12 protein-coding genes are annotated in these 24,719 nt (G+C 72.6%); 11 read left to right on the top strand and 1 reads right to left on the bottom strand.

The window, feature by feature from the left end; all coding sequences use genetic code 11:
• The first annotated feature begins 44 nt into the window (after positions 1-44).
• The 6 genes from BLT76_RS09685 (at position 45) to BLT76_RS09660 (ending at position 17,776) form a co-directional block, all read left to right on the top strand.
• Entirely contained in the window at positions 45-4,358 is a 4,314-nt protein-coding gene (locus tag BLT76_RS09685; RefSeq protein WP_090854397.1) for a beta-L-arabinofuranosidase domain-containing protein, read from the top strand.
• A 106-nt stretch (positions 4,359-4,464) separates the two neighbouring features.
• Positions 4,465-7,323: a LamG-like jellyroll fold domain-containing protein gene (locus tag BLT76_RS09680; RefSeq protein WP_090854394.1), complete on the top strand. Its 2,859-nt coding sequence runs from the start codon at positions 4,465-4,467 to the stop codon at positions 7,321-7,323.
• A gap of 12 nt (positions 7,324-7,335) precedes the next feature.
• Positions 7,336-11,928 carry an alpha-L-arabinofuranosidase C-terminal domain-containing protein gene (locus tag BLT76_RS09675; protein ID WP_090854391.1) on the top strand — a complete coding sequence of 1,531 codons (4,593 nt, stop codon included), beginning with the start codon at positions 7,336-7,338 and terminating at the stop codon, positions 11,926-11,928.
• A gap of 20 nt (positions 11,929-11,948) precedes the next feature.
• Entirely contained in the window at positions 11,949-15,623 is a 3,675-nt protein-coding gene (locus BLT76_RS09670) for an immunoglobulin-like domain-containing protein (protein ID WP_170866991.1), read from the top strand.
• 139 nt (positions 15,624-15,762) lie between these two features.
• The gene (locus BLT76_RS09665; RefSeq protein ID WP_211752828.1) at positions 15,763-16,740 is read left to right on the top strand and encodes a LacI family DNA-binding transcriptional regulator; all 978 of its coding nucleotides are present in this window, start codon (positions 15,763-15,765) and stop codon (positions 16,738-16,740) included.
• A gap of 16 nt (positions 16,741-16,756) precedes the next feature.
• A complete protein-coding gene (locus BLT76_RS09660) occupies positions 16,757-17,776 on the top strand; it encodes an aldose epimerase family protein (RefSeq protein WP_090854381.1) in 1,020 nt (339 codons plus the stop codon).
• On the opposite strand, the gene BLT76_RS09655 is transcribed toward BLT76_RS09660, so the two are convergent.
• Positions 17,718-18,638 (bottom strand): helix-turn-helix domain-containing protein, encoded by a 921-nt coding sequence (locus tag BLT76_RS09655; RefSeq protein WP_090854378.1) that lies wholly within the window; start codon positions 18,636-18,638, stop codon positions 17,718-17,720. The genes BLT76_RS09660 and BLT76_RS09655 overlap by 59 nt on opposite strands.
• Positions 18,639-18,840: 202 nt before the next feature.
• Here BLT76_RS09655 and BLT76_RS09650 point away from each other — a divergent pair, with 202 nt between their 5' ends.
• The 5 genes from BLT76_RS09650 (at position 18,841) to BLT76_RS09630 (ending at position 24,718) form a co-directional block, all read left to right on the top strand.
• On the top strand, positions 18,841-19,839 hold the full coding sequence (locus tag BLT76_RS09650; protein WP_090854375.1) for an ABC transporter substrate-binding protein: 999 nt from the start codon (positions 18,841-18,843) through the stop codon (positions 19,837-19,839).
• Between the two features lie 158 nt (positions 19,840-19,997).
• Entirely contained in the window at positions 19,998-21,596 is a 1,599-nt protein-coding gene (locus BLT76_RS09645) for a sugar ABC transporter ATP-binding protein (protein ID WP_244509347.1), read from the top strand.
• A complete protein-coding gene (locus BLT76_RS09640; RefSeq protein WP_244509346.1) occupies positions 21,589-22,665 on the top strand; it encodes an ABC transporter permease in 1,077 nt (358 codons plus the stop codon). The genes BLT76_RS09645 and BLT76_RS09640 overlap by 8 nt, the downstream gene beginning before the upstream one ends.
• On the top strand, positions 22,662-23,663 hold the full coding sequence (gene yjfF, locus BLT76_RS09635) for a galactofuranose ABC transporter, permease protein YjfF (RefSeq protein WP_090854372.1): 1,002 nt from the start codon (positions 22,662-22,664) through the stop codon (positions 23,661-23,663). The genes BLT76_RS09640 and yjfF overlap by 4 nt, the downstream gene beginning before the upstream one ends.
• Positions 23,660-24,718: a LacI family DNA-binding transcriptional regulator gene (locus tag BLT76_RS09630; protein ID WP_244509345.1), complete on the top strand. Its 1,059-nt coding sequence runs from the start codon at positions 23,660-23,662 to the stop codon at positions 24,716-24,718. Before yjfF ends, BLT76_RS09630 begins: the two co-directional genes overlap by 4 nt.
• Position 24,719 lies beyond the last annotated feature (1 nt).

Here is a 24,719-nt window from a genome sequence, read left to right as displayed (position 1 = left end):
TCCACCCCTTGACGCGAGCAGTGTTAGCGCTAACAATCCTCCCCATGTGTCGACTGTCACACCTCCTGCGGGCCGGCGTCCTGGCTCTCTCCGTCGCCCTGGCCACGCTCGTCGTGGTCCGGCCCGCCTCCGCTGCCGAGCTCAGCGTCGGCGCCCCCGTGCTCTCACTCGGCTTCGAGGACACCCTCGCCGACGGCAGCACCCTGGCCCACCCGGTCACCGCCAAGGCGCCCGGCGCCGGCACCCCGTCGGTGACCTACGTCCCCGGCGTCACCGAGGGCTCGAAGGCGGTGAAGCTGGCCAACACCTACCTCGACCTCGGCGCCAGCACCGCGCTCCAGCCGTCCAGCCTGAGCCTGTCGTTCTGGCTGAAGCCGGACGTCGCGATGGCGGGCGAGGAGGTCATCACCTGGAACAAGCAGGCCTACAACAGCGACGGCTTCTACCTCACCTCCGAGAGCGGCAGCGTCCCGCTCGCGCTCTCGGTCGGCCCGTCGACCGGCCAGCCCTACAAGGTCAAGGTGGGCTCGACCAACCGCGACACGTTCTTCCCGGTCGGCCAGTGGACGCACATCGTGGTGACCCTCGACGAGACCACCCAGCAGGTCCGGTTCTTCCGCAACGGCCTCCCGGTCACCTCCGTGGTCGCGAACGCGGTCGGCGGCAGCTCCACCGGCGTGGTCACCGCGAGCCCGGCGCTGCCGAAGACCATCGGCTTCAACGGGCCGTCGTACAACGGGGCGTTCCTGAAGGGCGCGCTCGACGAGTACCGGCTCTACGCCGGCGTCGCCACGCACGCCGACGCGGCCGCGCTCTACGAGCAGGGCGGGGGCGTGCTGAACAAGGAGGCGCTCGCCCACATGGACGCCGACACGGTGTCCCTGCCCGACACGGCGTCCGTCGCCCTGGCCCTCCCGTCGGCGGGGGCCAACGGCTCCGCGATCACCTGGGCCTCCAGCGACGAGGACGTCGTCTCCCCGACCGGCGCGGTCACCCCGCCCGGCGCCGGTGAGGACGACGTCGTCGTGACCCTGACCGCGACCGTGCGCTTCCTCGACGGCCCGCCCGTCACCCGGGAGTACGACGTCACCGTGGCCTCGGTCCGCGAGACGCTCTCCGACTCCGGCCTCGACGTGCTGGTCACCGACGAGTACCTCACCAACGCCGCCGAGAAGGAGCACGAGTACCTGCTCAGCCTGGACAGCGAGAAGTTCCTGTTCTGGTTCTACAAGACCGCCGGGCTGACCCCGCCCACCGCGCAGGGGTACGGCGGCTGGGAGAACGGCAACGTCTCCGGCAACTTCCGCGGGCACGCCTTCGGGCACTACATGTCGGCGCTGGCCATGTCCTACGCCAGCACGACCGACCCGACGGTCAAGGCCGCGCTGCACACCGAGATCGTCGAGGCGGTCGAGGGCCTGGCCGAGGTGCAGGCGTCGTACGCCGGGACCGCGCGAGCCGGCTACGTCGGCCCGTTCCGCGACTCGGCGCTCAACGCCGTCGAGGGCCGCGGCGCCTCCGACGACCCGGTGGTCGTGCCCTACTACAACCTGCACAAGGTGCTGGCCGGCCTGCTGGCCATCGACCGGTACGTCGACGACGAGACCGGCACCCTCGCCCTCGAGGTGGCCGAGGGCTTCGGCGAGTACCTCTACGGCCGGGTCTCCACGCTGGCCGACACCAGCGTCATGCTCCGCACGGAGTACGGCGGCATGAACGACTCCCTCTACGACCTCTTCCTGGCCAGCGGGGGCAACCCGCACTTCAAGGCCGCGGCCGAGGCGTTCGACGAGAGGTCGCTGTTCACCGCGCTGGCCGCCGGCACCGACGTGCTGCCGGGCAAGCACGCGAACACCACCATCCCGAAGCTGCTCGGTGCGCTGAAGCGCTACACGATCTTCACCCAGCACCCGGAGCTCTACGCGACGCTGACCCAGGCCGAGAAGGACGCGCTGCCGTCGTACCTGGCGGCGGCCCAGAACTTCTTCCGGATCGTGGAGCAGCACCACACCTACGCGACCGGCGCGAACAGCCAGTCCGAGCACTTCCACGACCCCGACTCGCTGGCCCGCTTCGCCACCGAGATGGGGGAGACGGGCAACCCGCAGACCGCGGAGACCTGCAACGAGTACAACATGCTCAAGCTGGCCCGCGAGCTGTTCAAGCTCACCCACGACGTCCGGTACGCCGACTACTACGAGAACACCTTCATCAACACGATCGTGTCCTCGCAGAACCCCGAGACCGGGATGACGACGTACTTCCAGGCGATGGCGCCGGGCTACTACAAGCTCTACTCGCAGCCGGTCACCGACTTCTGGTGCTGCACGGGCACCGGCATGGAGAACTTCTCCAAGCTGGGCGACTCGATCTACTACACGGGCGCCGGCGCCACCTGGGTGACGATGTTCTGGAGCTCGTCGTTCACCGACGCGGCCGGCATGACCGTGACCACCGAGGCCGACCTGCCCAACGACGACACCGTCCGGTTCACCGTCTCGGGCGCGGCCGGCACGCTGCGGCTCCGGGTCCCGGACTGGGTCGCGGGCGCCCCGACGCTGAAGGTCGACGGCGCCGCCGTCACCCCGGTCGTCAAGAAGGGCTTCGTGGTCCTGCCGGTCGAGGCCGGCGACGTCGTCGACTACACGCTGCCGATGGAGGTGCGGGTCGTCGACACCGAGGACGACCCCGACTTCCTGGCCCTGAAGTACGGCCCGGTGCTGCTCAGCGCGGGCCTCGGGACCCGGTCGCTGGACGCCTACACCGGCGTCGGGATCGGGGTGCGGGTGCCGCGCGTCGACGCCGACGCGCGGACCAGCGTGGTCGTCGACGCCGCCTCGGTCGCGGCGTGGAAGCAGGACGTGGCCGACAACGTCGTCCGGGTCGCCGACACCGCCGACGGCCAGGTCCAGTTCCGGCTCGCGAACACCGTCGACGCCGCCGACCTGCGGTTCACGCCGCACTACCGCCGCCACGACGAGCGCTACGCCCTCTACCTGTCCTACGAGGTCAAGGACTCCGAGGCCGCCCAGGCCAAGATCCTCGCGGCCAAGCAGGCGGCGCGGGCCATGGAGTTCGCCGTCGACTCGCTGATGGTCTTCGACAACAACAACTCCGAGGCGGCCAAGAACGTCCAGTCGTCCGGCAGCGAGGTCGGCTCCTTCAACGGCCAGACCTTCCGGCACGCGTTCGGGCCGAGCGGCTGGTTCAGCTACGACCTCGCCGTCGACCCGGCCGCGGCGCAGAACCTGCTCGGCGTCCGCTACTACACCGGCGACGTCAACCGCTCGTTCGACATCTACGTCGACGGCACCAAGCTGAAGACCCAGACCGTCAGCAACGCGGCGGGATCCGGGGTCTTCTACTGGCAGCAGGACGCGCTGCCCGCGGCCGCGGTCGCCGACGGCAAGGTCACCGTCCGCTTCCAGTCGACGGGCGGGTTCGTCGGCGGGGTCTTCGGCATCCGCACCTCCCGGCCCGAGGTGTACGACGCCGACCCGGCCCTGGCCGCGCTCGCCGCGACCCCGGGCACCCTGGAGCCGGCCTTCGACACCGCGACCACGGCGTACACGCTCTCTGTCCCGGAGGGCACCGAGCAGGTCGCGCTCGACCTCGACCCGCACGTCGCGAGCGGCCTGGTCCGCGTCGACGGCGTCCTCGTCGACGACGCGGAGCCGCGCACGGTCCGCCTCGACGCCGACGGGTCGACCACGGTCGAGATCCGGTCGTTCGCCCAGGACCACGAGACCTCGCGGGTCTACACCCTGACCGTCGAGGAGGCCGACGAGCCGGTCGAGCCGGAGCCCGAGGCGCTGGCGGCCACCGTCGCCCCGCGGGTCACGGGGACGGCCATGGTCGGTCGCCGGCTGGCCACGACCACTGGCACCTGGAACGTCGCCGGCGCGCAGACCCGCGTGCAGTGGCTCAGCGGCGGGGTGGCCGTCCCGGGCGCCACCGCGACGTCGTACGTCGTCCGGCCGGCCGACGTGGGCAAGCGGATCTCGGTGCGGGTGGCGGCCACGAAGGCCGGTCACTCCTCCGGGACCGCCGGCTCCGCGGCGACGGCGCCGACCGCCCGGGCGGCCACCGCCCTGCGGATCTCGGCCGCCCGGAAGGTGCGCACCCGCAAGCCGCTGACCGTCGTCGTCCGGGTCGGCGCCACCGGCGTCGTCCCGACCGGGACGGTGACGATCCGCGACCGCGGCCGGGTGGTCAGGACGGTCCGGCTGACCGGTGGTCGCGCCGTCGTGAAGCTCCGCCTGACGAAGACCGGGAAGCACCGCCTGGTCGCGACGTACGCCGGCACGGCCTGGGCGACCCCCAGCAGCTCGGCGACGACGGTCACCGTCCGTCGGTGACCGAAGGCGGGACGCGCCGCTCCGGACTCTCCCCCGGAGCGGCGCGTCCCGTCCCTCCCGCTCCTGTTCCGCCGCCCGTCCACCGCCTGTCCACGAGAGGCCCTCGATGAAGCTCCCGACCCGCCGCCTCGCCGCGCTCGCCGCCACCGGCGCCCTGCTCGGCGCCGGCCTGGCCGCCACCGCGCCCACCCCCGCGCTCGCCGCCGACGACCCGGTCGCGCCCCGCGACGGCCTGGTCGCGGAGTACCTGCTCGACGAGACCGCGGGCACCGTCGTCCACAACACCGCCGACGGCTCGGCGTCCGGCACCGACGCCCGCGACGCGACGCTGCGCCAGGGCAGCGACACGCTCTGGGGCAACGGCTCGCTCGGCTTCACCGGCGGGGCCAAGACCAGCGGCAGCTGGGTCGAGCTGCCCGACGACCTGCTCACCGGGAAGCAGCAGGCGACCATCTCGACCGAGCTGTGGGCCGACCCGACGATGCTCAACGGCTTCCACTTCCTCTGGAACATCGGGAACGACGCGACGAGCAGCTACTTCTTCTCGTCGCTCAACTGCGGCAACGGCCGGCGCACCCTGGTCGGGCTGAAGAGCGCCGGCACCGAGCGCCTCGTCCAGGCCGGCAGCTGCGCGACCCAGGCCCAGCGCTGGACCAACCTGACGGTCACCGTCGACGGCGCCACCGACACCGCCAAGGTGTACGTCGACGGCACCGAGGTCGCCAGCGGCGCGATGCCGTACTCGCCCGCCGACGTCGTCGACCAGACCCTCAACACGATCGGCCGGGCGCCCTGGCCGGACCCCAACTTCAAGGGTCGGGTCGGCGCCTTCCGGGTCTACGACCGCGCGCTGGCGCCCGCCGAGGTGACCGCGCTGTCCGACGCCGACGCGGTCGAGCACGCCAGCGAGCTGCAGGCCAGCGCCCAGGCGCTGCTCGCCGGCATCGGCGACCGCACGGTCAACGGCGACACCACGCTGCCGACCGGGAACGGCACCATCACCTGGACCTCCGCCGACCCGGCGGTCGTGGGCACCGACGGCGACGTCGTCCAGCCGCCGACCGGCGCGGAGCCGGTCGAGGTCGACCTCACCGCGACCGTCACGATCCGCGGCCTGGTGGCCACGAAGACGATCACCGTGACCGTGCTGCCCGAGGCCGACCCGGAGGACCCCTACGGCTACCTGATGGTCCACTTCATCGAGGACTCCGCCGGGTACGCCGAGAAGATCTACCTCGACGTCTCCCGCGACGACGACCCGACGCACTGGCTGCCGCTCAACGACGGCGAGCCGATCCTGGCCTCCAACCTCGGCACCACCGGCGTCCGCGACCCCTACCTGACCTACAACCCCGAGACCGAGACCTACTACCTGATCGCCACCGACCTGCGGGTCTTCGGCGGCGACAACGCCGGCTGGGGCACCTGGTCGCGCCGCGGCAGCCAGTTCCTCAACATCTGGGAGTCGAAGGACCTCGTCGAGTGGGGCCCGCTGCGCCAGCTGAAGGTCTCGCCGCCGACCGCCGGCATGTCCTGGGCGCCCGAGGCGACCTGGGAGCCCTCGCTCGGGAAGTTCGTCGTCTACTGGGCCTCGACCCTCTTCGACCCGGCCGACACCGCCCACACCGGCAGCACCTACAGCCGGATCCTCTACGGCACCACGTCGGACTTCGCGACCGACTACGAGTACCAGGGCGTCATGATCGACACCGGCGCCGACGTCATCGACACGACCGTCCTGCAGAACGACGGGACGACGTACCGGCTCTCGAAGGACAACGGCTCGGGCCGCGGCATCTACTACGAGAAGACGACCGCCGCCGACTGGTGGAAGCCGACCACGACCTGGACGCAGATCCAGACCAACCTCGGCCAGGCCGACTACGGCAGCGTCGAGGGCCCGGCCATCTTCAAGGACCACAGCCGCGACCACTGGTACGCCTACGTCGACGTCATCCCGAGCATCGGCTACCGGCCCTACGAGACGACCGACCTGGACGCCGGCTTCACCAAGGTCGACGTCGCCTCGACCGGCTTCGTGATGCCCCCGAGCACCAAGCACGGCGGCGTGGTCTCCCTGACCAAGGCGCAGTACGACGAGGTCCGCGCGAGCGACGTCGCCGAGCTGGTGACCCAGGAGGTCGACGTCACGACCGACGCCGGCACCGCCCCGGAGCTGCCCGCCACCGCCGAGGTGGTGCTGGAGGACGGCCGCACGGACGACGTCCCCGTCGCCTGGGACGCGGTCGAGCCCGCGGCCTACGCCACGGCCGGCTCGTTCACCGTCGAGGGCCGGGTCAAGGCGATCGCCAACAACCTGAACCAGGCCACGGGCGTGGGCCAGCCGCTGACCAGCACGACCGCGATCGACAACGTCGTGACCGCGACCGTGACGGTCGAGCCGCTGCCGGTCCCGCCCGCCCCGGTCGCGACCGTCCCACCGCGGGTCGCCGGCGCTGCCGTCGTCGGCCGGACGCTGAGCGCCACCACCGGCACCTGGGACGTGCCGGGCGCCGTGCTGACGCGGCAGTGGCTCCGCGACGGCGTCCCCGTCGCCGGCGCCACCGGGTCGTCGTACACGCTGCGGCCGGGGGACGCCGGACGTCGGTTCGCCGTCCGGGTGACCGCGACCGCGCCGTCCCGGCCGGCCGGCACCGCCACCTCGGCGCGCACCGCCGCGGTGGCCCGGGCCGCCTCGGCCACCCGGCTGAGGGCCTCGGCCACCCGCGTCCGCCGCGGCAAGCAGGTCCGGCTCACCGTCACCGTCACCGGCGTGCAGCCGACCGGCACCGTCCGGATCACCGACAACGGTCGGGTCCTGCGGACCCTGACCCTGCGTGCCGGGACCGCCACGGTCCGGGTGCCGCTGAAGAAGCGCGGCCGGCACCGCCTGGTCGCCACCTACCTCGGCACCGCCTGGGCCCTGCCCAGCCGCAGCGCCACGACCACCGTCACCGTCAAGTAGAGGACCCCGCCGATGAGACGCACCACCGCCACGGTCACCGCCGTGTCCACCCTGCTCGCGGCCGGCCTCGCCGTCGTCGCGACGACCGCCCCGGCCGGCGCCGCGGACGAGCCGGTCACCTGGACCGACACCTTCGACGGCAGCACCCTGGACAGCCGCTGGGAGGTCGTGAACCCCCAGCCGTCGGCGCTGGCCGTCTCCGGGGGGTCGCTCCGGATCGCCGGCCAGCCCGGCGACACCTGGCAGACCAACAACACGGCCAAGAACGTCGTGATGCTCGACGTCCCGGCCGGTGACTTCACCGCCACGGCCGACGTGTCGGCCGCGGTCGCGAAGGTCTACCAGGGCGCCGGCTTGATCGCCTGGAAGGACATGGACAACTACGTCCGCTCTGGGCTGACCTTCGTCGGGTCGCTGGCGCCGTCCGGGATCGCCATCGAGAACGACGTCGAGTCCGCGGGCGTCTTCACCGCGAACGCCTTCACCGACCGCCCGGCCTCGGCCGTCGAGCGGATCCGGCTGCAGCGCACCGGCAGCACCATCGCCACCAGCTACTGGACCGGCACCGCCTGGGCGCCCGCCGGCTCCACCACGGTCGGCTTCGACACCACCCAGGTCGGCCTCTACGCGCTGGCCGCCCAGGACGGCACCGTCCTGCCTGCGGCCTTCGACAGCTTCACCATCGAGCACGCCGCCCCGTCGGCGGTGGTCCCGACCGGCAGCTTCGTGCTCCAGGCCGAGGGCGGCGCGCCGTACCTGGTGGCGGACGGGGACGCGCTCGAGCTGAGCGCCGACCAGCCGACCGCCAGCCTGCGGCTGACCGCGGAGGACCTCTCCGACGGTGACGTGGCGCTGCGCAACGACGGTCGGCCGGTCGTGCTGTCCGGCGGCGCGCTGCGCCTCGGCACCGGGACGCCGACCCCGCTGCGGATCGTCGACGCGGGCGGCGGCGGCGTCGTGCTGCGCGCGGCGAGCGACGCGGCGTCGTACCTCACCGCCGGGAGCGGGGGCGCCCTGGTGACCGGCACCGAGGCGAACGCGGTCCGGTTCGTGCTGGCCGAGGTCGACGACAGCACCGCGACGCTGTCGATCGACGGCGACGGGACCGGGGCCGAGATCAGCGACTCGATGTTCGGCATCTTCTACGAGGACATCAACTACGCCGCCGACGGCGGGCTGTACGCCGAGCTGGTGCGCAACCGCTCCTTCGAGTTCAACGCAACCGACGCCGCCGGCTTCACCGGCCTGACCGCCTGGCAGGTGCTGAACCGCAGCGGCGCCGGCACCACCGGCACGGTCGTGAACGACGACGGCCGGCTGAACCGGATGAACCGCAACTACCTGAACCTGGTGGCCGCGGCCGCCGGCGACGGCGTGCGCAACATCGGCTTCAACAACGGGCTCCCGGTCAAGGTCGGGGCGACGTACGACGCGTCGGTGTGGGCCCGGTCCACCACCGCCCAGGCCCTGACCGTCCGGGTCGAGGACAACGCCGGCACCGGCGTGCTCGCCACCGGCACGGTCGCGCTCGACGGCAGCGGCACCTGGAAGAAGCACGACGTCACCCTGACCGCCACCGGCACCTCCGACGCGGGCCGGCTGGCCGTGCTCGCGGGCGCGCCGTCGACGGTCGCGCTCGACATGGTCTCGGTCTTCCCGCGCGACACCTGGGTCGGCCCGGTCAACGGCCGCTCGCCGCTGCGCAAGGACCTGATGGAGAAGGTCGCCGCGATGGACCCCGGCTTCCTGCGCTTCCCGGGCGGCTGCGTCACCAACGTCGGCACCTTCAAGACCTACGAGGAGAGCGGGTACGCCGACCGCCAGCGGACCTACCAGTGGAAGGAGACCATCGGCCCGGTCGAGGAGCGGCCGACGAACAAGAACTTCTGGGGCTACAACCAGACCTACGGCATCGGCTACCTCGAGTACTTCGAGCTCGCCGAGGACCTCGGTGCGGAGCCGCTCCCGGTCGTCTCGGTCGGTGCCAACGGCTGCGGCTCGACGATCCCGGAGATGCACGACCCGCAGCTGATCCAGCGCTGGGTCGACGACACCGTGGACCTGATCGAGTTCGCCAACGGCGACGTGACCACCGAGTGGGGCGCCAAGCGCGCGGCCCTCGGGCACCCGGAGCCGTTCGGCCTCGACATGATCGGCCTCGGCAACGAGGAGAACACCACGACCTTCGAGGCCAACTTCCCGGCGTTCCGCGACGCGATCGCGGCGCGCTACCCCGACATCAAGATCATCTCGAACTCCGGCCCGGACTCCTCCGGCAGCCGCTTCGACACCCTCTGGGCGTTCAACCGGGCCCAGAAGGTGGACCTGGTCGACGAGCACTACTACCGCGACCCGTCGTGGTTCCTGGCCAACAACCACCGCTACGACGACTACGACCGCGAGGGGCCGCAGGTCTTCCTGGGCGAGTACGCCTCGCGCGGCAACACGTGGGGCAACGCGCTGGCGGAGGCGTCGTACATGACGGCGCTGACGCGGAACGCCGACGTGGTGCGGCTGGCGTCGTACGCCCCGCTGCTGGCCAACGAGTCGCACGTGCAGTGGAACCCGGACGCCATCTGGTACGACAACGACGAGTCGTGGGAGACCCCGAACTGGGAGATCCAGAAGCTCTTCGGCACCAACCCCGGCGACGAGGTCGTGCCGAGCACGTTCGACGGCGCGGTCAACGCGCCCGAGGACATCGACGGCGGCGTCTTCCTGTCGACCTGGTCGACCAGCGCGGCCTACGACAACGTCACGGTGAAGGCCAACGGGTCGGGCGACACGCTCTTCTCCGACACCTTCGACAACGCGGCGCAGTGGACGCCCGGGTCGGGCAGCTGGGCCGTGAACGGCGGCCGCTACGTCCAGTCGTCGACCTCGGTCAACGACGCCCGCAGCGTCCCGGTCGGGGCCTACGGCAAGGACTGGAGCAACTACACGCTGGAGCTGGACGCGACCAAGCTGGCCGGGTCCGAGGGCTTCATGGTCGGCTTCGCGGCCGGCGGCGCCAACGACTACTACTGGTGGAACCTGGGCGGCTGGAACAACACCCGCTCGGTCCTCCAGCGGGCCAACGGCGGCGCGGCCGCCGAGGTGAAGGCGCTCGAGGGCGTCGGCGTGACGACGGGGACGACGTACCGCCTGAAGATCGTGGTGAGCGGGACGACCATCTCGCTCTACCAGGACGGCGAGCTGCAGCTGACCTACGACCAGGCCGACGCGAGCGAGAAGCTCTTCCAGGTCGTCACCCGCGACACCGCGACCGGCGACGTGGTCGCCAAGGTGGTCAACACCTCGACCGCGCCGGTGCGCACCGACGTGACCGTGACCGACGTGGACGTCGAGCCGACCGCGACCGTCACCACGATGTCCGCCGCCCTGTCGGCGACCAACACCAAGGCCGCGCCGAACACGGTGAAGCCGCGGACCCGCGAGGTCTCGGGCATCGACGGCGCGTTCACCTACGAGTTCCCGGCGTCGTCGGTGACCTTCCTGCGGATGCACACGGTGGACGGGGCCGCCCCCGTCGTCAGCGAGCTGGCGGTCGAGGGCACCTCGGCCAACGGCTGGTACGCCGAGCCCGCGACCGTCCGGGTCACCGCCACCGACGACCGCTCGGTCGACCACCTCGAGGTGCAGGTCGACGACGGCGCGTGGACCGAGATCGCCGGCGCCACCGGCACGGTCCAGGTCACCGGCGACGGGCAGCACACGGTCCGGGTCCGGGCCGTCGACGCGGCCGGCAACGTCGGGGAGGTCCGGCCGGTCGTGGTCGGCATCGACACCACCGCGCCGGTCACCCGGGCGGCCTGGGACGACGAGGAGCGCACGGTCACCCTGACCGGCGCCGACTCGGGAGCCGGGCTGGACGGGATCGAGTACCGGCTCGGGACCGGCCCCTGGACGTCGTACGACGGGCCGGTCGAGGTCGGCGCGGCCGCGACGACCCTGCAGCACCGCGGCACCGACGCCCTCGGCAACACCGAGGAGCCCGGGAGCCTCGAGGTGCCGGCCGCCGGCGCGCCGCAGGCGGTCACCACGACCGCCGGCGTCGTCGGCACCGACCCGGTGGCGATCGGCGGCACGGTGCGGGTGCAGGTGCGGGTCACCGGCGGCTCGCCGACGGGCGCGGTCCGGCTGCTGCAGGACTCGCGGGTCCGGGCGACGGCCACCCTGGCCGGCGGGCGGGCGACCCTCGCCGTACCCGCCGCGACGCTGGGGGTCGGCGCGCACGCGCTGACCGTCGCCTACGCCGGCGACGCGGGGCACACCGCCTCGACCGACGGGGTCTCGGTGCGGGTGGTCAGGGCGTCGTCGTCGACGACGGTCACCGCCCGCCGCACCACCGCGCGGAAGAAGGCCAAGGCCGTCGTGAAGGTGCGCTCCGCCGTGGCCGCCACCGGCCGCGTGGCCGTGGTCGTCCGCAAGGGCGGCCGGGTCGTGGCCCGGGCCACGGTCACCCTCCGCGGCGGCGCCGCCACCGCCAGGCTCCCGCGCCTGAAGGCGGGCAGCTACCGCGTCACCGCGACGTACGCCGGCTCGGCCGGCGTCGCCCCCTCGTCGGGCAGCACCGCCCTGCGGGTCACCAAGGCCGGCCGATGAGCCGGGGAAGGAAGTCGACGATGAGGATGGGGACGCTCCGCTCGTGGCTCGCCGGGACGGCCGCGCTGGCCGTCTCGGCGGCCGGCCTGGCCGTGGTGGGGCCGCCGGCGCCGGCCACGGCCGTCGAGGGCGACCTGACCACCGACCTGGTCGGCTGGTGGAAGCTCGACGAGACCAGCGGCACCACCGCGGCCGACTCGTCCGGGAACGGCCGCAACGGCACGGTGGCCGGGACGGCGTCCTGGAACGCCGGCGACGGCTTCACCTTCAGCGGCGGGGCGAGCAGCGGCGGCAACGCGATCACGCTGCCGAACAACCTGCTCACCGGGCTGGAGGACGTCACCGTCGACTTCGACGCCTGGGTCGACCCGACCCTGACCAGTGGCAACTGGTTCATGTTCAACCTGGGCAACCTGGCGACGTACCCGAACGGGACCGGCTACCTGTTCACCACCAACGACGCGAACGGCCGCTACCGCGGGACCATCGCCGAGGACGGCTTCGCCAGCGAGCAGAGCGTCTCCCGCGCCGGGCACGTCGCCCGCGGCCAGTGGAGACACCTCACGCTCAGCATCGACGGCGGTACGCCGGCCGCCCCGGGCGCGGCGCGGCTCTACGAGGACGGCGTGCTGGTCGCGTCCAACACCAACCTCACCACCAACCCGGGGCTGCTCGGCACGCCGGACGGCACCACCACGCGCAACGTCCTCGGCCGATCGGCGTACGCCGGCGACGCGTCGTTCAAGGGTCGGCTGCGGGACTTCCGGGTCTACTCCCGCGCGCTGACCGGCGCCGAGGCGGCGTCGTCGGCGCAGGACACCAGCACCGCCGCGGCCGAGGCCGACCGCACCGCGCTGACCCTCGGCGACACCAGCGCCGTCGTCGCGAACCTGGCGCTGCCGGCGAGCGGCACCAACGGCAGCACGATCAACTGGGCGACCAGCAACGCCGCGGCCGTCACCGCGGCGGGCGTGGTCACGCGGCCGTCGTACGGCCAGCCGGACGGGACGGCGACCCTCACCGCGACCATCACCCGCGGCGCGGTGACCCGGACCAAGGACTTCGCGGTCACGGTCCTGGCCGAGGAGCAGGACGACGCGGGCAAGGCGCAGGCGGCGGTCGCCGCGGTGACGCTCGTGAAGCCCGACGACGTCCGCGGCAACCTCACCCTGCCGACCGCCGGACGGCACGAGACGGCGTTGACCTGGGCGTCGTCCGCCCCGGCCGTCGTCAGTGCGACCGGCGTCGTCACCCGCCCGGCGTACGGCGCGCAGCCGGTCGACGTCACGCTGACCGTGACGGCGGCCCGCAACGCGGCGACCGCCTCGCGGCCGATCGTGGTCCGGGTCCAGCCCGCGCCCGCGCCCGCCGACTACGACGCCTACGCGTTCGCCTACTTCACCGGCGAGAGCACCGACGACGGCGAGAAGATCTACCTCGGCGCGAGCAAGGGCAACGACCCGCTCGACTACGACGAGCTCAACGACGGCGACCCCGTCCTGGAGTCGACGTACGGCGAGCGCGGGCTGCGCGACCCGTTCATCATCCGCTCCCACGAGGGCGACCGGTTCTGGATGCTGGCCACCGACCTGAAGATCTACGGAGGCAACGACTTCGGCACCGCCCAGGAGACGGGCAGCAAGTACCTCGAGATCTGGGAGTCGACCGACCTCGTCAACTGGTCGCCGCAGCGGCACGTGAAGGTCTCGTCCGACCTGGCCGGCAACACCTGGGCGCCGGAGGCGTTCTACGACGAGGAGGCCGGCGAGTACGTCGTCTACTGGGCCTCGGCGTTCTACCCGACCGCCGAGACCGCGGGCCGCGACATCAACACGTCGTACCAGGAGATGGTCTACGTGACGACGCGGGACTTCGTGACCTTCAGCGACCCGCAGCCCTGGATCGACGTCAAGCGCGGCACCGGTCGCGGCATGATCGACGCGACCGTCGTCCAGGACGGCGACACCTACTACCGGGTGGTCAAGGACGAGGCCGTGATGCGGCCGCGTCAGGAGCGCTCGACCGACCTGCGGGCGACCGTGACCGGCTCGCTGCCGACCACCTCCTCGCCCGCGACGGGCTGGCAGCTGGTCAAGGCCGACGTCGGCCTCAACCAGCCGAACCCGTGGGGCGGCACGTTCACCGGCGGCGAGGGGCCGACGGTGTTCCGCGACAACGAGGTCGAGGACCGCTGGTACATGTTCGTCGACCAGCCCAGCTACCACGGCGGCCAGGGCTACCTGGCCTTCCGCACCGACGACATCGGCTCCGGGAACTGGACCTCGGTCCCGTCCGCGGACCTGCCGGCCAGCCCGCGGCACGGCACCGTCATCCCGGTGACCCAGGCCGAGCTCGACGGCATGCGGGCGGCCTTCCAGCCCGAGCTGCTGGTCGCCTCGGTCGGCGACGCCGCGGTGCGCACCCGCGAGGGGGTCGCGCCGGCGCTGCCGGCGACCGTCCCCGCGACCTTCGGGGACGGCACCAGCGGCCCCGTCGCGGTCACCTGGGACGCGGTCGCGCCCTCGTCGTACGACGGGCCGGGGACGTTCACCGTCACCGGCACGGTCACCCGCGGCTCGGCCGACCGCCCGGTCGCCACGGTCACCGTCACCGACGCGGCCGACCCGGTCGTCACCTTCGAGCAGGAGCCGGACGGCGAGGACGGCTGGTGGGTCACCGACCCGGCCTCGGTCGCTGTCACGGCCACCGACGACACCGGCGTGACGTCGGTGGAGACCGCGCTCGACGGCGGCGCCTGGACCACCACGGCCGGCTCGTCGGCCACCGTGAGCGTGCCCGGCGACGGGCGGCACACCGTGGCCGCCCGCGCGCTCGACACGACCGGCAACCTGTCCGTCGCCGACGACGTCCCGGTGCTGGTCGACACCACCGAACCGGTCAGCCGGGCCACCGCGGTCGGCCGCCAGGTCACGGTCCGCGCGGCCGACGCGACCTCGGGGGTCGCCCGCGTGGAGACGCGGGTCGCCGGCGCCGAGGCGTGGACGTCGTACGACGGACCGGTCCCGGTGGACGGGACCGGCGGCACGGTCGAGTACCGCGCCGTCGACGTCGCCGGCAACGTGGAGGCGACGCACGCGCTGGTCGTCCCGCCGGCCGGCTCGGAGCTGGCCGCCACGACCGTGGTGGCGACCGCCGAGCCCGGCTCGGTCCGGTACGGCGCCGCCGTGCCGGTCGTGGTCCGGGTCAAGGGCGGGACCTCCGCCCCGACCGGGACCGTGCGGGTCCTCTCCGGCGGCCGCTGGCTCGCCGCGGGCACGCTCGCGGACGGCCGGCTGCGCGTGGTCGTCGACTCCGCCGACCTCGGCCGGACCGGCGCGCACACCCTCGTGGTCCGCTACTACGGCGACGCGAGCCACCGGGCCGACGAGGACGCGGTCCCGCTGACCGTGACCCGCGCCGTCTCGACCACCCGCGTGTCCGTGTCGGGTCGGCGGGCGACCGTCCGGGTCGCCACCGACCCGGCCGGCCAGCTCCCCGCCCGGGTCCGCGTGGTCCTGGCCCGGGGCGGGAAGGCCACCGCCACCCGCGAGCTCGCCCTCAGCCGCACCGGCACCGCCTCCTGGCGCCTGCCCCGGCTGCGCGCGGGCACCTGGAAGGTCACCGCCACGGTCCCCACCACCCCCACCCTCCAGGGCTCCTCCGCCACCGACACCCTGAAGGCCCGGAGGAGGTAGCCCACCACCCCGCCCACCGGCGAGTCAGCAGCAATGGTGGGCCGAGTCAGCACTACTGGTGCTGACTCGGCCCCCTACGATGCGGGGCATGCCGGGTCAGAGGGACAGGAGCGGGCGGCGTTCGCCGAGCATGGCCGAGGTGGCCGCGCACGCGGGGGTGTCGCACCAGACGGTCTCGCGGGTGCTGAACGACTCGCCGCTGGTCAAGGAGGACACCCGGGTCAAGGTGCTCGCCGCGATCGAGGAGATGGGCTACCGGCGCAACAACGCGGCGCGGATGCTGGCCACCAACCGCTCCGGGCGGATCGGGATGATCTCGGCCCACCTGGCCCTGCACGGCCCGAGCATGATCGCGGTGTCGGTGCAGGAGGCCGGCCACGACGCCGGGTACGACGTCTCGCTGGTCGGTGTCTCCGACTTCGCGCCGGAGTCGCTGCAGGGCGCCGTCGACCGGCTGCTCGACGAGGCGGTCGAGGCGCTGGTCGTGGCGGTCGCCCACCGCACCGCCACCGAGCGGGCGCTCTCGCTCGACCTCTCCGTGCCGGTCGTGCTGGTCCAGGGCGTGAGCGCGGGCCAGCCGATGGCCGCCGGGATCGACCAGGAGGCCGGCGCCGGCGTGGCCACCGAGCACCTGCTCGACCTGGGTCACCGCCACGTCGCCCACGTCACGGGGCCGACCGACTGGGTCGAGGCCGGTCAGCGCCGGGACGGGTGGCGGCAGGCCCACGAGGACCGCGGCCTGCTGCCCGGACCAGAGCTGCCCGGCGACTGGTCGGCCCGCAGCGGCTACGAGGCCGGCCTGCGGATCGCCGACGACCCCGAGGTGACCGCGGTGTTCGCGGCCAACGACGCGATGGCCCTCGGCGTACTCCGTGCCCTGCACGAGCGCGGCGTCGACGTCCCGGGTCGGGTGAGCGTGGTCGGCTTCGACGACGTGCCCGAGGCAGCCTTCTACTGGCCCGGTCTGACGACGGTCAGCCAGGAGTTCTCGGTGCTCGGCCGGAGCGCCGTCGACCTGACCCTGCGGGCCCTCGGCGGGGAGGTGGAGCCGGCCACCGAGCTGGTCCGACCCGCGCTCGTGGTCCGGGGCTCGACGGGGCCCGCAGCGCCCGCCTGATGTTAACGTTCACATCATGACGCAGGCCCCTGAGCAGCCCCTCCGGACCCTCACTGTCGGAGCCGCGCCAGGGGTGGTGGTCGAGGTGCTGCCGCTCGGCGCGACCGTCCACCGGCTGGAGGTCGCCGGCGCCGACGGGACCCGCCGCAACGTGGTGCTCGGCCACGCGTCCGTCGCCGACCGGCTGGCCAGTACGTCGTACCTCGGCGGGACGATCGGCCGCTACGCCAACCGGATCGCGGCCGGCCGCTTCCCGCTCGACGGCCGCGAGGTCGTGGTCGGCGCCCACGACCGCGGGCACAGCCTCCACGGCGGCCCCGACGGCTTCGACCGGCGGGTCTGGGACGTCGTCGCGCACACCCCCGACGAGGTGGTGCTGCGCCTGGTCAGCCCGGACGGCGACCAGGGCTTCCCCGGCGAGGTCGAGGTCGAGGTCCGCTACCGCGTCGAGGGCAGCGTCGTCCGCGTCGAGATGACCGCGACGACCGACGCGCCGACGGTCATCAACCTCACCAACCACGCCTACTTCAACCTCGACGGCGAGGGCTCCGGGACCGTCGACGACCACGTCCTGGGCATCCCCGCCGACGAGTACACCCCCGTCGACGCGACCGCCATCCCGGTCGGCGGGCACGCCCCGGTCGACGGTACCCCGTTCGACTTCCGCGACCCTGCCCCGCTCGGCCCGGCCCTGCGCCGCGACCATCCGCAGCTGCTCGACGCCCACGGGATCGACCACAACTACGTCGTCCGCGGCAGCGGGCTGCGGACCCACGCGACCCTCGTCTCGCCCCGGTCCGGGATCGCGCTGGAGCTGCGCTCCGACCAGCCCGGGCTGCAGGTCTACACCGGCAACTTCCTCGACGGCAGCAACCCGTCGACGGGTGGCGGCCGCTACCGCCAGGGCGACGGCATCGCCCTCGAGCCGCAGCTCTTCCCGGACTCCCCGAACCGACCCGAGTGGCCGTCCGCGCAGGTCAGGCCGGGTGAGACCTACCGGGCGACCCTGGAGTGGGAGTTCTCGGGCACGCCCTGAGCAGGGCGCCCGCGGGCAGCCCGTAGGCCTCCTCCAGGCGGGTCCGCAGCACCGCTGACGGGACCCCGCGCCCCCGTTCCCAGCCCCGTACGGCGTCCGCGCTGCAGCCGACCCGCGCGGCCAGCTCGGCCTGCGTCCGACCGCTCCACGCGCGCAGCGTGCGCAGCGCCTCGGGCAGGTCGCCGGGGGTCCAGCGGCGCGGGTCGAGCAGCGGCGGCGGGGTGACGCCGGCGGCCCGCGCGACGGTCGCCACCGGCACGCCGTACACCCGCGAGAGCCGGCGTACGACGCCCAGCGGCGGCACCTGGCCGCGCTCCCACGCCCCGACGCTGTGCCGGCTCGCGCCGACCTGGCGGGCGACCGCCTCCTGCGACAGCCCGGTACGACGCCGCAGCCTTCGCAGCGGTCGGTCGACGACCGCGGGCGGGGGTGCCGGCGTGCTCAGCAGGGTCCGCAGCTCGGCCGCCTCGACGGCCAGCAGCTCGGCCAGCGTGGGCAGGTGGCGCAGCGGGAGGCGGGTGCGCCCGGCCTCCCAGCGGTAGACGTGCGCGGGCTCCACCCCGACCGCCTCGGCGACCCGGGACGCGGGCAGTCGGGCGGCCGAGCGGAGCCGGCGCAGGCCGGGCGCGCGGACGCCGGGGGAGGGGTCGGGGGCGTCCGTGCGGGCCTCGTCGAAGAAGCGCGCGACGGCGGCCGGGTCGACGGCCAGCGACCGGGCCAGGCCGTGGATGTGGCCCGGCCCGGGCAGCCGTTCGCGGCGCTCCCAGCGCAGCACGGAGGTGGGGTGGACGCCGAGCTGGCCGGCCAGCTGCTCGGCGCTGAGGGCCCGGCTGAGACGACGGTCTCGCAGGAAGGTGCTCACGATCTCCTCGGATAGACGGCGGTGGACGCTAGCGGACGGCGGGCGGGAACGGGATACAGGTCCAGACCCCCAAGTGAGCGTTCACATTTTTCAGACGTTTCTGATCGCCGGGGGTTGACGAGGTGGAATGTTAGCGCTCACACTCATCCATCAGTGACACCGGTCACAGGGCGAGAGCCCGTCGATCTGGAGGAAGAAACCAGTGCTGAAGAAGACCCTGATCGCCGCGAGCGCGATCTCCCTGAGCGCTTTCGCGCTCACCGCCTGCGGTGGCGACTCGGACGCCGACAGCAAGGGCGGAGACAGCGACGGCAAGATCACCATGGGCTTCGCCCAGGTCGGTGCCGAGAGCGGTTGGCGCACCGCCAACACCAAGTCCATCCAGGAGACGGCGGAGGCGGAGGGCATCGACCTGAAGTTCACCGACGCCCAGGGCAAGCAGGAGAACCAGATCCAGGCGATCCGGTCCTACATCCAGCAGAAGGTGGACGTCATCGCCTTCAGCCCCGTCGTCGAGACCGGCTGGGACGCCGTCCTGCAGGAGGCCAAGGCCGCCAACATCCCGGTGATCCTCACCGACCGCGCGGTCGACTCCGAGGACACCTCGCTCTACAAGTCGTTCCTCGGCTCGGACTTCGTGGTCGAGGGCGAGCGGGCCGGCGACTGGCTCGTCGAGAACGCCGCCGACTCCGACACCAACGGTGACGGCAAGGTCAACGTGGTCCAGCTCGAGGGCACCACCGGTGCCGCTCCCGCCATCGACCGCGCCGAGGGCTTCGCCGAGAAGATCGCGGCCGACCCGACCATCGAGGTCACCGCCTCGCAGACCGGCGACTTCACCCGCGACGGCGGCAAGCAGGTCATGGAGTCGTTCCTGCAGTCCGACGACACCATCGACGTCGTCTACGCCCACAACGACGACATGGGCCTGGGCGCCATCGAGGCCATCGAGGCCGCCGGCAAGAAGCCGGGCGAGGACATCAAGATCATCACCGTCGACGCCGTCAAGGACGGGATGACCGCTCTCTCCGAGGGCAAGATCAACTTCATCGTCGAGTGCAACCCGCTGCTCGGTCCGCAGCTGATGGACCTGGCCAAGAAGGTCGTCGACGGCGAGGAGGTCGAGGCCCGGGTGCTCACCGAGGAGGGCACCTTCACCCCCGAGCAGGCCAAGGAAGTCCTGGCCGACCGCCAGTACTGAGCCGACCGCTCTGACCCCCGGTCGCAACCCGACCACCACCCCAACCACGTCGCTCGGGTGACGCGCTCCGCCTGATGTCGTCGGGCCCGTCCGGTCACCTCCGGACGGGCCCGGCCGACGCACGCGAGGGCAGCCCCACCAGCAGGGAGAGGAACGAGATGACGCAGATGGACGTCCAGCCCTCGGAGACGGGCACCGCCGCCCCGACCGCCCGGACCCCCGTGATCGAGATGCGGGACATCTCGATCACCTTCGGCAGCGTCCGCGCGCTGAGCGAGGTGTCGCTGCGCCTCTACCCCGGTGAGGTGCACGCCCTGATGGGCGAGAACGGCGCCGGCAAGTCGACGCTGATCAAGGCGCTCACCGGCGTCTACACGATCGACTCGGGCACCGTCCTGGTCGGCGGGGAGGAGCACTCCTTCTCGTCCCCAGCCGCCTCCCAGGCCGCCGGCATCAGCACGGTCTACCAGGAGGTCAACCTGGTCCCGAACCTGACCGTCGCCGAGAACATGCTGCTCGGCCGCGAGCCCCGGCGCTTCGGCGCCATCAACGTCCGGGCCATGAACCGCCGGGCGCGCGAGACCCTTACCGGTCTCGGCCTCGACATCGACCCCGCCTCCGTCCTCGGCGAGCACCCGATCGCGATCCAGCAGCTGGTCGCCATCGCCCGCGCCGTGGACGTCGAGGCCCGGGTCCTGATCCTCGACGAGCCCACCTCCAGCCTCGACTCCGACGAGGTGGCGAAGCTGTTCGAGGTGATGCGCCGGCTGCGCGAGCAGGGCGTGGCCATCGTCTTCGTGTCGCACTTCCTGGACCAGATCTACGAGATCTCCGACCGGATGACCATCCTGCGCAACGGCCGCCTGGTCGAGGAGCGGATGGTCTCCGAGACCAGCCAGCTGGAGCTGGTGAAGCTGATGATCGGCCGCGAGCTGGAGGCCCTCGAGCGCCTCGACCGCGAGCCCCCGAACACCGAGGCGGAGGTCGGCACCCCCGTCCTCCAGGCGCTCGGGATCGGCCGCAAGGGCTCGCTGGAGGCCACCGACCTGGAGCTCTTCGAGGGCGAGGTCATCGGCATCGCCGGGCTCCTCGGCTCGGGCCGCACCGAGCTGGCCCGGCTGCTCTTCGGTGCCGACACCGTCGACACCGGTGAGCTGACCTTCCGCTCCGAGCGTCGCCGGCTGCGCAGCCCGCGACACGCCATCGACCGCAAGATCGCGTTCTCCAGCGAGGACCGCAAGGCCGAGGGCGTGGTGGGCGACCTGACCGTCGCCGACAACATGCTGCTCGCGCTGCAGGCCTCGCGCGGCTGGCTGCGGCCCATCCCGCAGTCGACCCGCACCCGCCTGGTCGACGAGTACATCCAGGCCCTCGACATCCGGCCCGCCGACCCGAGCGCCCTGATGCGCAACCTGTCGGGCGGCAACCAGCAGAAGGTGCTGCTCGCCCGGTGGCTGATCACCGAGCCCGAGGTGCTGATCCTCGACGAGCCGACGCGGGGCATCGACATCGGCGCCAAGGCGCAGATCCAGGCCAAGGTGGCCGAGCTCGCCGCCGAGGGTCTCTCGGTGGTCTTCATCTCCGCCGAGCTGGAGGAGGTGCTGCGCCTCAGCGACCGCCTGGTCGTGATGCGCGACCGCCGCAAGATCGACGAGCGCCCCAACTACGACGTCAGCGTCAGCGACGTCCTCGAGATCATCGCGGGCGAGGCCCGCTCCGAGCAGCAGCCCGAGCAGCAGGAGGAGACCCGTGCCTGAGTCCCCGACCCTCGTCCAGCGCGTGGTCCGCCACCAGCTCATGTGGCCGGTGCTGGCCCTCGTCGCGCTGCTGGTCGTCAACGTCGTCGCGACGCCGACCTTCTTCAACATCCGGATGCAGGACGGCCACCTCTACGGCAACCTCGTCGACATCGTGCGCAACAGCGCGCCGGTGATGCTGGTCGCCCTCGGCATGACCCTGGTCATCGCCACCCGCGGCATCGACCTCTCGGTCGGCGCCATCGCCGCCATCGCCGCGGCCGTCGCCTGCACCCGCATCGTCGGCGCCGCCGACGAGGGGGCCGCCACCACGGCGATCATGGCCTGCACCTACGCGCTCGTCGTCTGCCTGCTCCTCGGCGCCTGGAACGGCTTTCTGGTCTCGGTGCTCGGCATCCAACCGATCATCGCGACCCTGATCCTGATGGTCGCCGGTCGCGGCATCTCGATGGCCATCACTGACGGCCAGATCACCACGGTCAACAACAGCTGGTTCAGCGACCTGGCGTCCGGCTTCGTGCTCACCCTCCCGCTGGCCTTCCTGGTCGCCGTCGGCGTCTTCCTGCTCACCGCCCTGCTGACCCGCCGTACGGCGCTCGGCATGCTGATCGAGGCGGTCGGGATCAACCCGGAGGCCAGCCGGCTGGCCGGCGTCCGCTCGCGCACCATCATCTGGACCGTCTACGCCTTCGCCGGCCTCTGCGCCGGCATCGCCGGCCTGGTCATCGCGGCCAACACCAACTCGGTCAACGCCAACAGCCTGGGCCTGTGGATCGAGCTCGACGCGATCCTCGCCGTCGTCATCGGCGGTACGTCGCTCGCCGGCGGGCGGTTCTCGCTGACCGGCACGTTCATCGGCGCGCTGTTCATCGCCACCCTGGCCCGCACGATCCCCAACATCGGGATCCCGTCGGAGCTCAACTACCTCTTCAAGGCCGTCGTCGTGATCGCCGTCTGCCTCCTCCAGTCGCCCAAGGCGCGCGCGGTGTTCCGCTCCCGCCGCGGCGGCCCGACCGTCCCGACCGGCCCCGCCGCTCCCGTCCCCGCGAAGGCAGGTTCCGTCGCATGAGCGCCATCACCTTCCCCACCTCGTCCACCTGGGACCGGGTCAAGGGCTACACGCCGCCCACCCGCTTCCTCCCCGTCATCGCCACCCTGGCCCTGTTCGTCGGCCTGTTCGGCGCCGGCGGCGTCCGGTACGACGGCCTCGCCGACCCGCAGGTGCTGCTCAGCCTGCTCATCGACAACGCGTTCCTGATCGTGCTCGCGGTCGGCATGACGTTCGTGATCCTCACCGGCGGCATCGACCTCTCGGTCGGCTCGGTGGTGGCGCTGTCCACGATGATCGCGGCGAAGACGCTGCAGATGGGCTGGTCGCCGTACCTCTCCATCGCGGCGGTGCTCGCGACCGGCACCCTGCTGGGGCTGCTGATGGGGCTGCTCATCCACTACTTCGACATCCAGCCGTTCATCGCCACCCTGGCCGGGCTGTTCCTGGCCCGCGGCCTGACCTACCTGATCAGCGTCGAGTCGATCTCGATCAGTGACGAGACCTTCACCCAGCTGGCCTTCAAGACCGTCTACTTCGGCGAGTACTACCTGCGCTGGACGGCGATCGTCGCGCTGATCACGGTCGCCATCGCGGCGTACGTCCTGGCCCGCACCCGCTTCGGCCGCACCGTCTACGCCATCGGCGGCAGCGAGAGCTCGGCGATGCTGATGGGCCTGCGGGTGGCCTTCACCAAGGTCGGCGTCTACGTCATCAGCGGCTTCTGCGCCTCGCTCGCCGGCCTGCTCTTCTCGCTCTACATCCTCTCCGGCAACAGCCTGCACGCGGTCGGCATGGAGCTCGACGCGATCGCCGCGGTGGTCATCGGCGGCACCCTGCTCACCGGTGGCCGGGGGTACGTCGTCGGCTCGCTGCTCGGCGTGCTCGTGCTGGGCATCATCAAGACGCTGATCTCCTTCGACGGGACCCTGAGCTCCTACTGGATCCGGATCATCACCGGCGTGCTGCTGCTGGCCTTCGTCGTCGTCCAGCGGTTCGCGACCCGGCGGCAGTCGTGACCGACCTCGCCCCGCGCCCGACGGTCGAGCGCACGCCGGTCATGGCCGACGTGGCGCGGCTGGCCGGCGTCTCGCACCAGACCGTCTCGCGGGTCATCAACGGGCAGAACAACCTGCGCCCGGAGACCCGCGAGCGGGTGCTGCAGGCGATCCGCCAGCTCGGCTACCGGCCCAACAGCGCCGCCCGGGCGCTGGTCACCCGGCGCTCCGCGACCATCGGGGTCATCGGCTCGAAGTCCGGCTACTGGGGCCCGAGCACCGTGCACCGCACCATCCAGGCCGCCGGCCGCGAGGCCGGCTACTACGTCAGCTCGGCCAACCTGCAGAGCCTGAACCGCGACGAGCTGGTCGACGCGATCAGCCACCTGCGCGACCAGAGCGTCGAGGCGATCGTGCTGATCGGCGGCACCGACGACGCCCTCGAGGTGGCCCGCGCCCAGGAGGACCTCGGGACGCCGGTGATCGTGGTCGAGGGCGACGAGAGCAAGACCCGCTGGACCGTCGGCGTCGACCAGGTCGCCGGCGCGGAGCTCGGGACCAGCCTGCTGATCGAGCTGGGCCACACCGAGATCCTGCACCTCGCCGGACCGCCGGAGTGGACCGAGGGCCGCTCGCGGCACACCGGCTTCCGCAACGCGATGTTCGCGGCCGGCCTCCGCCCGCTGGCGCCCGTCGAGGGCGACTGGTCGGCGCGCAGCGGCTACGAGGCCGGCCTCGAGATCGCCCGCCGCGACGACGTCACCGCGGTCTTCTGCGCCAACGACCAGATGGCGCTGGGCCTGCTCCGCGCGCTCTCCGAGGCGGGCCTCTCGGTCCCCGGCGACGTCAGCGTCGTCGGCTTCGACGACATCCCGGAGGCGGCGTACCTCATCCCGCCCCTGACCACCGTCCGCCAGGACTTCACCGCCGTCGGCCGCCGGGCCATCGAGATCATCCAGGCCGCTCTCGCCGGCACTCCCGGTCCCGAGCGGCTGATCGGCCCCGAGCTCGTCGTCCGGGCCAGCAGCGGCCCGCCCCCCTCCCGCACGCAGACCCGCTCTCAGAAGAGGAACTAGA

Source organism: Nocardioides lianchengensis, assembly GCF_900101465.1.
Classification (GTDB): Bacteria; Actinomycetota; Actinomycetes; order Propionibacteriales; family Nocardioidaceae; genus Nocardioides; species Nocardioides lianchengensis.
This window is presented reverse-complemented; position numbering and strand designations above follow the sequence as displayed.